Origin of the sequence: Serratia bockelmannii (assembly GCF_008011855.1) — a bacterium.
In the GTDB taxonomy this organism is placed as follows: Bacteria; Pseudomonadota; Gammaproteobacteria; order Enterobacterales; family Enterobacteriaceae; genus Serratia; species Serratia bockelmannii.
This window is the reverse complement of the sequence record NZ_VOUX01000032.1, coordinates 49,166-64,011: the sequence shown is the minus strand read 5'-3', so window position 1 is coordinate 64,011 and position 14,846 is coordinate 49,166. Positions and strand designations below refer to the sequence as shown.

General features: G+C 62.1%; 13 protein-coding genes. 10 read left to right on the top strand and 3 right to left on the bottom strand.

Features of this window, described 5'->3' with window-relative positions; genetic code table 11:
• Position 1: 1 nt before the first annotated feature.
• Positions 2-337 carry a universal stress protein UspB gene (uspB, locus tag FOT55_RS15910; RefSeq protein ID WP_016930435.1) on the bottom strand — a complete coding sequence of 112 codons (336 nt, stop codon included), beginning with the start codon at positions 335-337 and terminating at the stop codon, positions 2-4.
• Positions 338-770: 433 nt separating this feature from the next.
• On the opposite strand from uspB, the gene FOT55_RS15905 reads away from it, so the two are divergent.
• From FOT55_RS15905 to FOT55_RS15860, 10 genes are all read left to right on the top strand, one after another.
• Positions 771-1,544, top strand: coding sequence for an SDR family oxidoreductase (locus FOT55_RS15905; RefSeq protein WP_025304606.1), 774 nt, complete (start codon positions 771-773; stop codon positions 1,542-1,544).
• Between the two features lie 103 nt (positions 1,545-1,647).
• Positions 1,648-2,556 carry a LysR family transcriptional regulator gene (locus FOT55_RS15900; protein WP_147823703.1) on the top strand — a complete coding sequence of 303 codons (909 nt, stop codon included), beginning with the start codon at positions 1,648-1,650 and terminating at the stop codon, positions 2,554-2,556.
• Between the two features lie 267 nt (positions 2,557-2,823).
• Positions 2,824-3,261, top strand: coding sequence for a universal stress protein UspA (uspA, locus tag FOT55_RS15895; RefSeq protein WP_004930988.1), 438 nt, complete (start codon positions 2,824-2,826; stop codon positions 3,259-3,261).
• Between the two features lie 199 nt (positions 3,262-3,460).
• Complete coding sequence (gene gdhA / locus FOT55_RS15890) at positions 3,461-4,804, top strand: NADP-specific glutamate dehydrogenase (protein WP_015379364.1); 1,344 nt, start codon at positions 3,461-3,463, stop codon at positions 4,802-4,804.
• A 329-nt stretch (positions 4,805-5,133) separates the two neighbouring features.
• Positions 5,134-6,120, top strand: a complete 987-nt coding sequence (locus FOT55_RS15885; protein ID WP_141972024.1) for an autoinducer 2 ABC transporter substrate-binding protein — start codon at positions 5,134-5,136, stop codon at positions 6,118-6,120.
• 105 nt (positions 6,121-6,225) lie between these two features.
• Complete coding sequence (locus FOT55_RS15880; RefSeq protein WP_060435195.1) at positions 6,226-7,725, top strand: sugar ABC transporter ATP-binding protein; 1,500 nt, start codon at positions 6,226-6,228, stop codon at positions 7,723-7,725.
• Entirely contained in the window at positions 7,718-8,707 is a 990-nt protein-coding gene (locus tag FOT55_RS15875; protein ID WP_015379367.1) for an ABC transporter permease, read from the top strand. Before FOT55_RS15880 ends, FOT55_RS15875 begins: the two co-directional genes overlap by 8 nt.
• A 1-nt stretch (position 8,708) precedes the next feature.
• The gene (locus FOT55_RS15870) at positions 8,709-9,662 is read left to right on the top strand and encodes an ABC transporter permease (protein ID WP_049294968.1); all 954 of its coding nucleotides are present in this window, start codon (positions 8,709-8,711) and stop codon (positions 9,660-9,662) included.
• Positions 9,663-9,672: 10 nt separating this feature from the next.
• Positions 9,673-11,310 carry an FGGY-family carbohydrate kinase gene (locus tag FOT55_RS15865; protein ID WP_025304611.1) on the top strand — a complete coding sequence of 546 codons (1,638 nt, stop codon included), beginning with the start codon at positions 9,673-9,675 and terminating at the stop codon, positions 11,308-11,310.
• Positions 11,310-11,909 carry a KpsF/GutQ family sugar-phosphate isomerase gene (locus FOT55_RS15860; RefSeq protein WP_049294970.1) on the top strand — a complete coding sequence of 200 codons (600 nt, stop codon included), beginning with the start codon at positions 11,310-11,312 and terminating at the stop codon, positions 11,907-11,909. The genes FOT55_RS15865 and FOT55_RS15860 overlap by 1 nt, the downstream gene beginning before the upstream one ends.
• Positions 11,910-11,937: 28 nt before the next feature.
• Here FOT55_RS15860 and rsmJ read toward each other — a convergent pair whose 3' ends face one another.
• Both rsmJ and prlC read right to left on the bottom strand, forming a co-directional pair.
• Positions 11,938-12,684: a 16S rRNA (guanine(1516)-N(2))-methyltransferase RsmJ gene (rsmJ, locus tag FOT55_RS15855; protein WP_025304613.1), complete on the bottom strand. Its 747-nt coding sequence runs from the start codon at positions 12,682-12,684 to the stop codon at positions 11,938-11,940.
• Positions 12,685-12,692: 8 nt separating this feature from the next.
• Entirely contained in the window at positions 12,693-14,735 is a 2,043-nt protein-coding gene (prlC, locus tag FOT55_RS15850; protein ID WP_147823702.1) for an oligopeptidase A, read from the bottom strand.
• Positions 14,736-14,846 lie beyond the last annotated feature (111 nt).

The following is a 14,846-nucleotide window of genomic DNA, read 5'->3' as shown; positions in this document are numbered from 1 at the left end:
ATTAATACCAGATCATCAGCGCTATCAGGCTGATGACCACCAGGCCGCACAGGGCCGAGGTCAGCATAAACTGCCCGCGCACCCGCTCGCAGCGGCGGATAAACTCCGGATCGTGATGCTCGACATAGCGCTGCGCGAAGATATAGCGCACCAGCCTCAGCTGCTTGCTGGGTTGCCCGTGGGCGGTGAAAAAACCGCCGCCGTCGACGTACTGGTACAGCAACGGGTCACAGCCGCGCAATACCACCAGCAACGCGCGCAGAGAAGAGTAATACCGCACCATGTTTACCACACACACCACACATAAGGCCCAAAACAGCGCGACGGTACTGATCATGATTACCCCCTCAAGGCGTTGTTATCCGCGGCCTTCCGCCGGGTCCAACCGCCCTACCTCATTACCCGATACTCTGCTGGAGCTTACCGCTCTCATCCCCTTTTTTGCCTGCACGGACCATGCCCATAACCCACCGCCTCCGGAGACGTTACCGCACCGCAGAGAGAGATTTGCACGGCGTGGTTCCACTCAGAGGGGAAATGATGAGGCCCATATCCATCATTGTAGGTTAATGAAACGCAAACTGGCCTGAGCAGTGGATAAAATTTACCGCCCTGTGCCGAAAAGTCACCTGCCGGGACGTTATAAGCGATAACCGCCCGTTTTCGATTAGGCGGTTTTTATGGATAGTCTATCCCGCGCCACGCCGCTGATCTTTCCCCCCACGCTGGCTAGACTCAGGTTTCCGTTACGTTCATCCAAGGAAACTGTTATGGCAAACCATTCAATCAAGGGAAAAACCGTCCTCATCGCCGGCGGCGCCAAGAACCTCGGCGGGCTGATCGCGCGCGATTTGGCTGAGCAAGGCGCCAAAGCGGTGGTGATCCACTACAACAGCGCCGCCTCCAAAGCCGAAGCGGAGAAAACCGTCGCCGCCATTCAGGCCGCCGGTGCGCAAGGCGTCGCGCTGCAGGCCGATCTGACCACCGCGGGCGCGGTCGAGAAGCTGTTCGCCGATGCGGTCGCCGCCGTCGGCAAGCCGGATATCGCCATCAATACCGTCGGCAAGGTGCTGAAAAAGCCGATGGTCGACATCAGCGAAGCCGAGTACGACGAGATGACCGCGGTCAACGCCAAAACCGCGTTCTTCTTCCTGAAAGAGGCGGGCAAGCACCTTAACGACAACGGTAAAATCTGCACGCTGGTCACCTCGCTGCTCGGCGCCTTCACGCCGTTTTACGCCGCTTACGCCGGCACCAAAGCGCCGGTGGAGCACTTCACCCGCGCCGCCGCCAAGGAGTTCGGCGAGCGTGGCATCTCCGTGACGGCGGTCGGCCCCGGCCCGATGGACACCCCGTTCTTCTACCCGGCTGAGGGTGCGGACGCCGTGGCCTACCACAAGACGGCGGCGGCGCTGTCGCCGTTCAGCAAAACCGGCCTGACCGATATCGAAGACGTGGTGCCGTTCATCCGCCATCTGGTCAGCGACGGCTGGTGGGTAACCGGCCAAACCATCCTGATCAACGGCGGCTACACCACCAAATAAGTTCGACGGGGGGCGGAGATGCCCCCGCACCTGCTCGCGCGCAACCCCGTCATACGGCTACACTCTCTGTCAGAAACGGCGCCAAGGAACAGCAGGTCACGAGATGGACAGATTCAATCAATACCGCGTATTCGTGCAGGTGGCGGAAATGGGCAGCTTTATCCGGGCGGCCCACGCGCTGGAGGTGCCGCGCGCCTCGGTGTCCGCCGCCGTGCAACAACTGGAAACACAGCTGGGCGTGCGCCTGCTGCACCGCACCACACGGCAAGTGCGCCTAACCGCCGACGGCGAACAGCTGCTCGAGCGGCTGCGCCCGCTGCTGGCCGAGGTGGAAGACATCGATCAGTCGTTTCAGGCCAGCCAGCGGCAGGCCTCCGGGCGGCTCAGCGTCGACGTGCCGAGCCGCATCGCTCGCCGGTTGATCGCCCCGGCGCTGCCTAGCCTGTTGCGGCGCCACCCTCATCTGCAGCTGGTGCTCAGCTCCGCCGATCGCGCCATCGATCTGGTGCAGGAAGGGGTCGACTGCGCGGTGCGCGTCGGCGATCTGCACGACAGCAGCCTGGTGATGCGCCCGCTCGGCCATATCGCGCTGATCAACTGCGCCAGCCCCGCCTACCTGAGCGAATTCGGCCATCCGCGCCAGCCCGGCGATCTCATCGAGGGGCACTGGAGCATCGGTTACGCCTCGCCCAAAACCGGCCGTGAATCCCCCTGGGAATACCTGACCGACGACGGCCATACGCAACGCCTCGAACTGCCCAGCCGAGTGGTGGTCAACAACGCCGAAAGCTATATCGCCTGCTGCCGCGCCGGGCTGGGGCTGATGCAAATCCCGCGCTACGACGTGCAACACCTGCTCGACGCCGGTGAACTGGTGGAAGTCCTGCCCGGTTACCGCGCCGCCTCCATGCCGATCGCCCTGATCTACCCCCATCGCCGCCAGCGATCGCGCCGCCTGGCGGTGTTTCATGAGTGGTTTGAAAGCCTGCTGCAGCCGCATCTGGAGCGCTGATTGCACATTTAGCGCTATACTTTGTTTAATAACGCTTATAATTCAAGCGGTCAGACCGTTAAAGCCCGCATAACCCATAGGCTTTTACGCCGCGCGGGTGTACAACGAAAGGTATCGGGCGGAGAGATTTTCGATGCGGCGCAGTGTGATCGCCCCAACATATCATTGCGTTATCCGAATGATACTATGGAACCAAAAGCGCCAGGCGGGTAAACGGAACGCCTGCTAACCCTTTTTAATCGGCATGTTTATGGAAGGAGTATTCTTATGGCTTACAAACACATACTGATCGCGGTGGACCTATCCCCGGAAAGCAAGATCCTGGTAGAAAAAGCCGTCTCGATGGCGCGGCCGTACAACGCTAAAGTTTCTCTGATCCACGTCGATGTCAACTATTCCGACCTCTATACTGGCCTGATCGACGTCAATCTCGGCGACATGCAAAAACGCATCTCCGAGGAAACCCATCAGGCGCTAACCGAGCTGTCGCAGAACGCCGGCTACCCGATCACCGAGACCCTGAGCGGCAGCGGCGATCTGGCGCAGGTATTGGTCGATGCCATCAAGAAATACGACATGGACCTGGTACTGTGCGGCCACCATCAGGACTTCTGGAGCAAGCTGATGTCTTCCGCTCGCCAGCTGATCAATACCGTGCACATCGATATGCTGATCGTGCCGCTGCGCGATGAAGAAGACGAATAAAGTAAGCACTTGCTAACTTAACTGCCCAACGCCCGCGCCCTGCGGGCGTTTTTCATGCCGCCACGCCGATTAATCGCTTGATAATCAACCGCCCTCCGATGATATAGTCGCTAAAGACACAACATCCTCCCCCGAGCATCGCCTATACCCATATCTATAAGAAATAGCGGGGGAAATTTAATGCGAAAAGGAGTTATCCATGGAATATGCCGTATCGGTAGAGTCTTTCCTGTCCTCGTTACAACGCCATAACCCCCACCAGCCGGAATATCTGCAGGCGGTACGCGAAGTGTTCACCTCGCTGTGGCCATTTATCGAACGTAATCCGCGCTATCGCGAACAGGCGCTGCTGGAGCGCCTGGTAGAGCCCGAGCGCGTCATTCAGTTCCGCGTCAGCTGGGTGGACGATCGCGGCCAGGTGCAGGTCAACCGCGCCTTCCGCGTGCAATTCAACTCGGCCATCGGCCCCTACAAGGGCGGCATGCGCTTCCACCCGTCGGTGAACCTGTCGATCCTGAAGTTCCTCGGCTTTGAGCAGACCTTCAAGAACGCGTTGACCACCCTGCCGATGGGCGGCGGCAAAGGCGGCTCCGATTTCGATCCCAAGGGCAAAAGCCAGGGCGAGATCATGCGTTTCTGCCAGGCGCTGATGACCGAGCTGTATCGCCACTTGGGCCCGGACACCGATGTGCCGGCCGGCGACATCGGCGTCGGCGGCCGCGAAGTCGGCTTTATGGCCGGCATGATGAAGAAACTGTCCAACAACACCGCCTGCGTGTTTACCGGCAAGGGCCTCTCCTTCGGCGGCAGCCTGATCCGCCCCGAGGCGACCGGCTATGGCCTGGTGTACTTCACCGACGCCATGCTGCAGCGCCACGGCCTGGGCTTTGAGGGCATGCGGGTGGCGGTATCCGGCTCCGGCAACGTGGCGCAGTACACCATCGAGAAAGCGCTGGAGCTGGACGCGCGCGTGATCACCGTGTCGGATTCCGGTGGCACCCTGGTGGACGAAGACGGCTTCACTACCGAGAAGCTGGCACACCTGGCGGAGATCAAAAACCAGCGTTACGGCCGGGTGGCGGACTACGCCCGCGAACGCGGCCTGACCTATCTGGCGGGCCAGCAGCCGTGGAACGTGCCGGTGGATATCGCCCTGCCGTGCGCCACCCAGAACGAACTGGATCTTGAGGCGGCGCAAACGCTGATCCGCAACGGGGTGAAGGCGGTAGCGGAAGGCGCCAACATGCCGACCACCATCCAGGCCACCGACGCCTTCCTCGACGCCGGCGTGCTGTTCGCGCCCGGCAAGGCGGCCAACGCCGGCGGCGTGGCCACGTCGGGGCTGGAGATGGCGCAAAACGCCGCGCGCATCGGCTGGCGGGCGGAAAAAGTGGATGTACGTTTACAACATATCATGGCGGATATTCACCATGCCTGCGTGGAATACGGCGGCGAGGGCAAGCAAACCCACTATGTACACGGCGCGAATATCGCCGGTTTCGTCAAGGTCGCGGAGGCGATGCTGGCCCAAGGCGTGCTGTAATCCGTCGTAAAGGTGATCTTGTTCACACATCGATTAAATGCTTCAATGCCGGCCTCTGCGCCGGCATTTTTTTATGCCTTCACGCCATCAGAATGATGCAAATTAGTTAAATAAAAGTTAATAAATAGTTATTTATTACCATTTGATTGGTAGTAAATTTACCACCATCAAATAATTAAACATTTATTTAACACTAAATACGCCAATATTTTACTTAAATGTGCGCAGATCACATTTCATTAACTTCAGCTACGCCCCCTCTTCCATTCCTTTGTAATCTGCAGCGGTGGAAAAACCGCCACCCCTACAGATAAAAAAAGGTACAGCTAATGAAATTTAACCTCGCATTATTAAATGCATGTGTGGTTTCTGCGTGCATGTTATCGACAACACCTGTGTTCGCCGCTGATAAGTATGAGATTGCCGTAGTCGCTAAAGTGACCGGCATCCCGTGGTTCAACCGCATGGAAGTGGGCGTCAACGAAGCGGCGAAAAAACTCGACGTCAACGCCTACCAGACCGGCCCTTCTACGCCGGATCCGGCCGCGCAGGTCAAGGTGATTGAGGATCTGATCGCCAAGAACGTCAACGCCATCATCGTGGTGCCGAACGACGCCAAGGTGCTGGAACCGGTGCTGAAAAAAGCGCGCGACAAAGGCATCGTGGTGCTGACCCATGAATCCCCGGACCAGCAGATCGGCCAGTGGGACATCGAGACCATCGACAGCGAGAAATACGCGCAGGCCAACGTCGATGAGCTGGCGAAAGACATGGGCGGCAAAGGCGGCTATGCGATCTACGTCGGTTCGCTGACCGTGCCGCTGCACAACGCCTGGGCCGACTTCGCCATCAAATACCAGAAAGAAAAATACCCGGACATGTTTGAAGTCACCTCGCGCTTGCCGGTGGCGGAAAGCATCGACAAATCCTACGCCACCACGCTGGATCTGATGAAAACCTATCCGCAGATGAAGGGCATCATCGGCTTCGGTTCGCTCGGCCCGATCGGCGCCGGCCAGGCGGTGGCCAAGAAACGCGCCAAGGACAAAATCGCGGTGGTGGGCATCGCCATGCCGGCGCAGGCCGCCCCTTACCTGATGCGCGGCGACATCAAGAAAGCGCTGCTGTGGGATCCGAAAGACGCCGGCTATGCGCTGGTGACGGTGGCCGACCAGCTGCTGCAGGGCAAGGAAGTGAACAAAGACCTGTCGATCGAGGGCCTCGGCAAGGCCGACGTCGATATGGAACACAAAGTGATTCGGTTTAATAAGATTTTGGAAGTCACCAAAGACAACGCCCAATCGCTCGGATTCTGATTTTTCGCGTAATTTCGCCACACCGGGAAAGTAGTTAAACCCTCGTAGGGGCGCAGCGTTGCTGCGCCCAGGGCTTCGGCCGCTACGCAAGCACAGGTTAACGTTATGACAGCCTCCCCCGCATTTATCACCCTGGAGAATATCAGCAAGCGATTCCCAGGCGTGCTGGCATTAGACCAGATCAACCTGACGCTGAATAAAGGCGAAGTGCACTGCCTGGCCGGGCAAAACGGCTGCGGCAAAAGCACCATCATTAAAATCATCTCCGGCGTCTATCAGCCGGAAAAAGGCGCCAATATTTCGCTGGAAGGCAAACTCTTCCACGCCCTGACGCCACAGCTGTCCGGTTATTACGGCATACAGGTGATCTACCAGGACCTGTCGCTGTTCCCCAACCTGACGGTGGCGGAGAACATCGCCATCCACCGTTACCTGCCCGGTGGCCACTTCTGGGTGCGCAAGCGATTGATGCGCCAGACGGCGCTGGACGCCATGGCACGGGTCGGCGTACACATCGATCCCGATAAAAAGGTGGAAAAATTGTCGATCGCCGATCGGCAGCTGGTGGCGATTTGCCGCGCCATCGCCGCCGAAGCGCGGTTGGTTATCATGGACGAACCGACCGCCTCGCTGACCCGCCAGGAAGTCGACGGCCTGCTGCGGGTGGTTAACGAACTGAAGGCGGCCGGCATCTGCGTGGTGTTCGTCAGCCACAGATTGGACGAAGTGATGGAAGTCGCCGATCGCATCAGCGTAATGCGCGACGGCAAGCTGGTGGGCACCTGGCCGGCCAGCGAACTGGACAGCCATGAACTGGCGTTCCTGATGACCGGCCAACGCTTCCATTACAGCCCGCTGCCGCCGCTGCCGCCGGCTGAACAAGCGCCGCTGCTCGAGGTGCGCAACCTCAGCCGCGGCGAAAAATACCGCAACGTCAATCTGGCGCTGCGCGGCGGCGAGATCGTCTCGATCGTCGGCCTGCTCGGCGCCGGCCGCACCGAACTGTGCCTCAGCCTGTTCGGCATGACGCGGCCGGACAGCGGCGAGATCCGCATCGAGGGCCGCACGGTGCAGCTGCACAACAACCGCGAAGCGGTGCGCCACGGCATCGGCTATGTGTCGGAAGATCGCCTGACGCAGGGGTTGATCATGGAGCAATCGATCTACGACAACACCATCGTCACCGTCTTCGATCGGCTGCATACCTCGCTCGGGCTGTTGGATCACGCCAAGGCGACCGAGCTGGTCAACCGGCTGATCCGCGATTTGAACATCAAGGTGTCCGACAGCGCATTGCCGGTGAAAACCCTGTCCGGCGGCAACGCCCAACGTATCGCCATCGCCAAATGGGTGGCGACCCAGCCGAAGATCCTGATCCTCGACTCGCCTACCGTCGGCGTGGACATCGCCAACAAAGAGGGGATCTACCAGATCGCCCGCGATCTGGCGCAGCTGGGCATGGCGGTGCTGATGATCTGCGACGAGATCCCGGAAGCCTATTACAACAGCCATCGGGTGATGGTGATGCGCAAGGGCGAACTGATCGCCGAATTCGCGCCGCACCAGAGTACCGAACAACAGATCGCCGAGGTGGTGAATGGATAAGTCATTATTGGCCCGCCTGGCCGGGCGGCACGAGTTTTATCTCGGCCTGTTGGTGCTGCTGCTGGCGATCGGCCTGAGCGCCGGCACCGACGAGTTTCTGACGCTCGGCAACCTGACCGACGTCGCCACCAGCTACGCCATTCTCGGCATCCTGGCCTGCGGGCTGTTCGTGGTGCTGATCGCCGGCGGCATCGACATTTCGTTCCCGGCGGTTACCGCCATCGCCCAGTATGTGATGGCCAGCTGGGTGATCCAGCACGGCGGCAGCTTCCCGCTGGCGTTCGCCCTGGCGATTGGCGTCGGCCTGCTGCTCGGGCTGGTGAACGGTTTCCTGGTGTACTGGCTGAAAGTGCCGGCGATCATTATCACCATCGCCACCCTTAACCTGTTCTACGGCCTGCTGGTGTACGCCACCAACGGCACCTGGCTGTACGGCTTCCCGGACTGGTTCATGAACGGCATCAACTGGTTTTCGTTCCAGGGCGCCGACGGCTACGACTACGGCCTGACGCTGCCGCTGCTGTGCCTGCTGGCGACCATCGTCGTCACCGGCGTGCTGATGAACCGCACCCGGCTGGGGCGCCAGATCTACGCCATGGGCGGCAACCGCGACGCGGCGTCGCGCCTGGGGTTGAACCTGCTGCGGCTGCATTTTTGCGTCTACGGCTACATGGGCATTCTGGCCGGCGTCGCGGCGGTGGTGCAGGCGCAGATCACCCAGTCGGTGGCGCCCAACTCGCTGCTCGGCTTCGAGCTGACGGTATTGGCGGCGGTGGTGCTGGGCGGCACCAGCATGAGCGGCGGCCGCGGATCGTTGACCGGCACCCTGCTCGGCGTGGTGCTGCTGGCCTTCCTGCAAAACGGGCTGACGCTGCTCAGCGTCTCGGCCTATTGGCACCAGGTGTTCAGCGGCGCGATCATTTTGATCAGCATCAGTACCACCGCCTGGAACGAAAAACGCAAGCTGCTCAAGGAGATCTGACATGACGCAGTTAACTCGGTTGATCCCAAGCGATCGGATCATTCGTCTGCAGGGCGCGATCATCATCGCGGTGGCGCTGCTGTTCGCCGGTCTGCTCGGATCGCGCTTCTTCAGCCTTGGCAACTTCCAGTCGATCGCCTCGCAGCTGCCGATCCTCGGCCTGCTGGCGCTCGGCATGGGCATCACCATGCTGACCGGCGGCATCAATCTGTCGATCATCGCCGGCGCCAACGCCTGTTCACTGGTGATGGCGGCGATCATCGTCAGCCATCCCGACCAGCCGCTGTTCCTGGCACTGGCGCTGTTGGCCGGCCTGCTGGTGGCGGTGGCAATCGGCGCACTGAACGGGGTGCTGGTGGCCTGGATCGGCGTCTCGCCGATCCTCGCCTCGCTCGGCACCATGACCCTGATCACCGGCCTGAATATCCTGCTGTCCAACGGCGCGGTGATCTCCGGCTTCCCGGCGGCGATTCAATTTCTTGGCAATGGCGCCGTGCTCGGCGTGCCGGTGGCGCTGATCCTGTTCCTGCTGGTAGCGGTCGGGCTGTGGCTGCTGCTGGAGCACACCACGCTGGGCCGCAGCCTGTACTTGATCGGCTCCAACGAGCAGGCCACCCGCTTCAGCGGCGTGAACACCGCGCGGGTGCAGATCGCGGTGTATATCCTGTCGGCGCTGCTCGGCTGGGGCGCCGCCCTGCTGATGATGGCCAAGTTCAACTCGGCCAAGGCCGGCTACGGCGAATCTTATCTGCTGGTGACCATTCTGGCCTCGGTGCTGGGCGGCATTAACCCGGACGGCGGTTTCGGCCGTATTCTGGGGCTGGTGCTGGCGCTGATCGTGCTGCAAATGTTGGAAAGCGGCCTCAATCTGCTGGGGGTCAGCAGCTACCTGACCATGGCCCTGTGGGGCGGCGTGCTGATCCTGTTTATCGCGTTACAGAATCGAAAAGCCTGAGGAGAAAATAATGGCAAGCTATTTTATTGGCGTAGATGTGGGCACCGGAAGCGCGCGCGCGGGCGTATTCGATCTCAACGGCCGCATGGTCGGCCAGGCCAGCCGGGCCATCGATCTGTACCGGCCGAAGGCGGATTTCGTCGAGCAGTCGTCGGATAACATCTGGCAGGCGGTGTGCAATGCGGTACGCGACGCGGTCAACCAGGCCGACATCAACCCGATCCAGGTCAAGGGGTTGGGCTTCGACGCCACCTGTTCGCTGGTGGTGCTGGATAAAGAGGGCAAGCCGCTGACCGTCAGCCCCTCCGGCCGCACCGAACAGAACATCATCGTGTGGATGGATCACCGGGCGATCGCCCAGGCCGAGCGCATCAACGCCACCAAACACCGGGTGCTGGACTTCGTCGGCGGCATTATCTCGCCGGAGATGCAGACGCCGAAACTGCTGTGGCTGAAACAGCACATGCCCACCACCTGGGCCAACGCCGGCTACCTGTTCGATCTGCCGGACTTCCTCACCTGGCGCGCCACCCAGGACGCCACCCGTTCGCTGTGCTCGACGGTGTGCAAGTGGACCTATCTCGGCCACGAGCAGCGTTGGGACAAGAGCTACTTCCAGCAGATCGGGCTGGAAGACGTGCTGGAACACGACGCGGCCAAGATCGGCAGCGACGTTAAAATGATGGGCGAGCCGCTGGGCCACGGCCTGACTCAGCGCGCCGCCAGCGAGATGGGGCTGATCGCCGGCACGGCGGTGAGCGTATCGATCATCGACGCCCACGCCGGCACCCTCGGCACGCTGGGCGCCACCGGCGTCTCCGGCGAGGTGGCCGACTTCAACCGCCGCGTCGCGCTGATCGGCGGCACCTCCACCGGTCATATGGCGATGTCGCGCACCGCGCGCTTTATCGGCGGCGTCTGGGGGCCGTATTACTCGGCGATCCTGCCGGAATACTGGCTGAACGAGGGCGGCCAGTCTGCCACCGGCGCGCTGATCGACCACGTCATCCAGTCGCACCCGTGCTACCCGGAGCTGCTGGCGCAGGCGAAAACCCAGGGGCAGACCATCTATGAGGTGCTGAACGCCATTCTGCGCCGCATGGCCGGCGAGCCGGAGAATATCGCCTTCCTGACGCAGGACATTCACATGCTGCCGTACTTCCACGGCAACCGCTCGCCGCGCGCCAACCCGACGCTGACCGGCATCCTGACCGGGCTGAAGCTGTCGCGCACGCCGGAGGATATGGCGCTGCACTACCTGGCCACCATTCAGGCCATCGCGCTCGGCACCCGCCACATCATCGAAACCATGAACCACAGCGGCTACAGCATCGACACCATCATGGCCAGCGGCGGCGGCACCAAGAACCCGATCTTCGTGCAGGAGCACGCCAACGCCACCGGCTGCGCCATGCTGCTGCCGGAGGAAAGCGAAGCGATGCTGCTCGGCGGTGCGATGATGGGCACCGTGGCGGCGGGCGTGTTCGACACCTTGCCGGAGGCGATGAGCGCCATGAGCCGCATCGGCAAGACGGTGACGCCGCAGACCAACCAGATAAAAAGCTACTACGACCGCAAATACCGGGTGTTCCATGAGCTGTACAACGACCACATGAAATACCGCCAGCTGATGCAGGAGGAGGCGTGATGCAGCAGGAGTGGCGGCAGGCCGTGCAGGGTTGGCAAACCTACAGCCAGGAGCTGGCGCAGCTGGGCGAGCGCCTCGACGCGCGCACCTGGCAACGGCTGCTGGCGCTGCTGACCGACTGCCGCGGTAAAATCGCCGTCACCGGCGTCGGCACCTCGGGGATTGCGGCGCGCAAGATAGCCCACATGCTGGCCTGCGTGGAACGGCCGGCGGTCTACCTCGACGCCACCGGCGCGGCGCACGGCGATCTGGGTTTTCTGCGCGCCGACGATCTGCTGATCCTGATCTCGCGCGGCGGCAATTCCGACGAGCTGACCCGCCTGCTGCCGACGCTGCAGGCCAAGGGGGTGACGCTGATCGCGGTGACGGAAAACCCGCACTCCGCCATCGCGCAGGCGGCGCAGCTAACGATCGCCACCGGGGTGCAAAAGGAGATAGATCCGCTGAACATGCTGGCCACCACCTCAATTGTGCTGGTGCTGGCGATCTTCGACGCCGCCTGCGCCTGCCTGATGGCGCGCAGCGGTTACGACAAGGAGACCCTGCTGGCGGTGCATCCGGGCGGCGGCGTGGGGAAAAGCTTGCGGGAGGAAAACTGAGGGCCCGACACGGCGGGCCCGGCTGACATTACAGCGGCATGTAGATATCGAAACGGTGGCTTTTGGTCAGCGTGGCGGCGTGCGCCGGCACGTCGGCCAGCGGCGGCGCGTAGTCCGGGCGTTTCACCACCACGCGCTTGGTGGCCAAACGGCGCGCCGGCTCCAGCAGGCCGTCGGCGTCATCGTCGCTGCCCACCAGCGATTGAAACACCCGCATCTCTTTCTTCACCAGCGCGCTTTTTTGCTTGTGCGGGAACATCGGATCGAGATACACCACCTCGGGGCGCGGGCTGAGATCCGCCAGCGCCGTCAGGCTGGAGGCGTGCAACAGCGTCAGGCGCTCGCGCAGCCACGGGCCGATTTCCGCATCCTGATAGCCGCGCTGCAGGCCGTCGTCCAGCAACGCCGCCACCACCGGATTGCGCTCCAGCATCCGCACCCGGCAGCCCAGCGCCGCCAGCACGAAGGCGTCGCGCCCCAGCCCGGCAGTAGCGTCCACCACGTCCGGCAGGTAGCTGCCCTTGATGCCGACCGCCTTGGCCACCGCCTCGCCGCGGCCGCCGCCGAAACGGCGCCGGTGCGCCATGGTGCCGGTGACGAAGTCGACATAGATCCCGCCGAGCTTCGGCTCGTCGCGCTTACGCAGCTCCAGCCGTTCCGGCGTCAGTACCAGCGCCATCGGCGCATCGTCGTCGGACGTCAGCTGCCAGCGCTGCGCCAAAACAGACAAGGCACCGGGATCGGCGCCTGCTTCACACAATAAACACACGCTCACGTGTCGGGTTATCCTTTAATGCCGTAATGGCGCAGCATAGCATCCAGCTGCGGCTCGCGGCCACGGAAGCGTTTGAACAGCGTCATCGGCTCTTCCGACCCGCCGCGCGACAGGATGTTGTCGAGGAAGGATTTGCCGGTTTCGGCGTTGAAAATCCCCTCTTCTTCGAAGCGCGAGTAGGCGTCAGCCGACAGCACTTCCGCCCACAGATAGCTGTAGTAACCCGCCGCGTAGCCGCCGGCGAAGATGTGGCTGAAGGCGTGCGGGAAGCGGCCCCAGCTCGGCGAAGGCACCACCGCCACCATTTTCTTCACTTCCGCCAGCGTCGGCAGGATCTGCGCGCCTTTTTCCGGGCTGTATTCGAAGTGCATGCGGAAATCGAACAGGCCGAACTCCAGCTGGCGCAGGATGAACAGCGCCGCCTGGTAATTCTTGGCCGCCAGCAGCTTGTCGAGCATGGCCTTCGGCAGCGGCTCGCCGCTCTGGTAATGGCCCGAGATAAACGCCAGCGCTTCCGGCTCCCAGCACCAGTTTTCCATAAACTGGCTCGGCAGTTCGACCGCATCCCACGGCACCCCGTTGATACCGGAGACGCCGGCGGTATCGATCTGCGTCAGCATGTGGTGCAGACCGTGGCCGAACTCGTGGAACAGCGTGGTCACTTCGTTATGGGTGAACAGCGCCGGCTGGTCGCCCAGCGGACGGTTGAAGTTGCAGGTCAGGTAAGCGACCGGTTTTTGCAGCGTGCCGTCGGCCTTGCGCAGGCTGCCGACGCAGTCGTCCATCCAGGCGCCGCCGCGTTTGTTTTCGCGGGCGTACAGATCGAGGTAGAAGCTGCCGCGCAGCTCGCCGTCGGCGTCGAACAGATCGAAGAAGCGCACGTCCGGATGCCAGGTCTCCACGTCTTTACGCTCTTTGGCGGTGATGCCGTAGATGCGTTTCACCACTTCGAACAGCCCTTCCACCACCCGCTGTTCCGGGAAGTACGGGCGCAGCTGCTCGTCGCTGATGGAGAACAGGTGCTGCTTCTGTTTTTCGCCGTAGTAGGTGATGTCCCAGGCTTCAAGCTCGTCCACGCCATAGTGCTGTTTGGCGAAGGCGCGCAGCTGTGCCAGCTCCTGCTCGGCCTGCGGGCGGGCGCGTTTGGCCAGATCGCTCAGGAAGCCGATCACCTGCTCCGGGCTTTCCGCCATCTTGGTCGCCAGCGACTTGTCGGCGTAGGTGTCAAAGCCCAGCAGCTGAGCCAGCTCATGGCGCAGCGCCAGCGTTTCCGCCATCACTTCGCTGTTGTCCCATTTGCCGGCGTTCGGCCCCTGATCGGAGGCGCGCGTGGCGAAGGCGCGGTACATCTCTTCGCGCAGCGCGCGGTTGTCGGCGTAGGTCAACACCGGCAGGTAGCTCGGCATGTCCAACGTCAGCAGCCAGCCGTCCTGCTCTTTGGCCTGCGCCATCGCCTGGGCCTGCGCCAGGGCGCTCTCCGGCAGGCCGCTCAGCTCGGCTTCGTCGGTAATCAGCTTGCTCCAGCCCATGGTGGCGTCGAGCACGTTGTTGCTGTAGGTGGAACCCAGTTCGGACAGGCGCGCGACGATCTCGCCGTAGCGCTGCTGCTTATCCGCCGACAGGCCGATGCCCGACAGCTCGAAGTCGCGCAGCGCGTTGTCCACCGCCTTGCGCTGCGGCACGCTCAGCGCCTCGAACGCCGCGCCGTCTTTCAGGCTGCGGTAGGCCTGGTACAGCCCTTCGTGCTGGCCAACCCAGGTGCCGTACTCGGACAGCAACGGCAGCGCCTGCTCATAGGCGGCGCGCAGCTCCGGGCTGTTTTTCACCGAGTTCAGGTGCCCGATCGGCGACCAGATGCGCGACAGGCGATCGTCCGACTCCGCCAACGGCTGACACAAATTGTCCCAGGTGAACGGCCCCGGCTGCGCGACCACGCGCTCTACCGCGGCGCGGCAGTCCGCCAGCGCGGATTGCACCGCAGGCACGATATCTTCAGGGCGGATCGCCGAAAACGGCGGCAGGGAAAACGGGGTCAGCAACGGATTTGTCATAGGGCAGTCCTGATTAGCGTTGGGGCCCGCCACGGGGGCGAGCCTTAAAATGCGTATGAATCTCTAACATGGAGCCAGGCAACAGGAAAATCAATGCCCGGCGTTGATCGT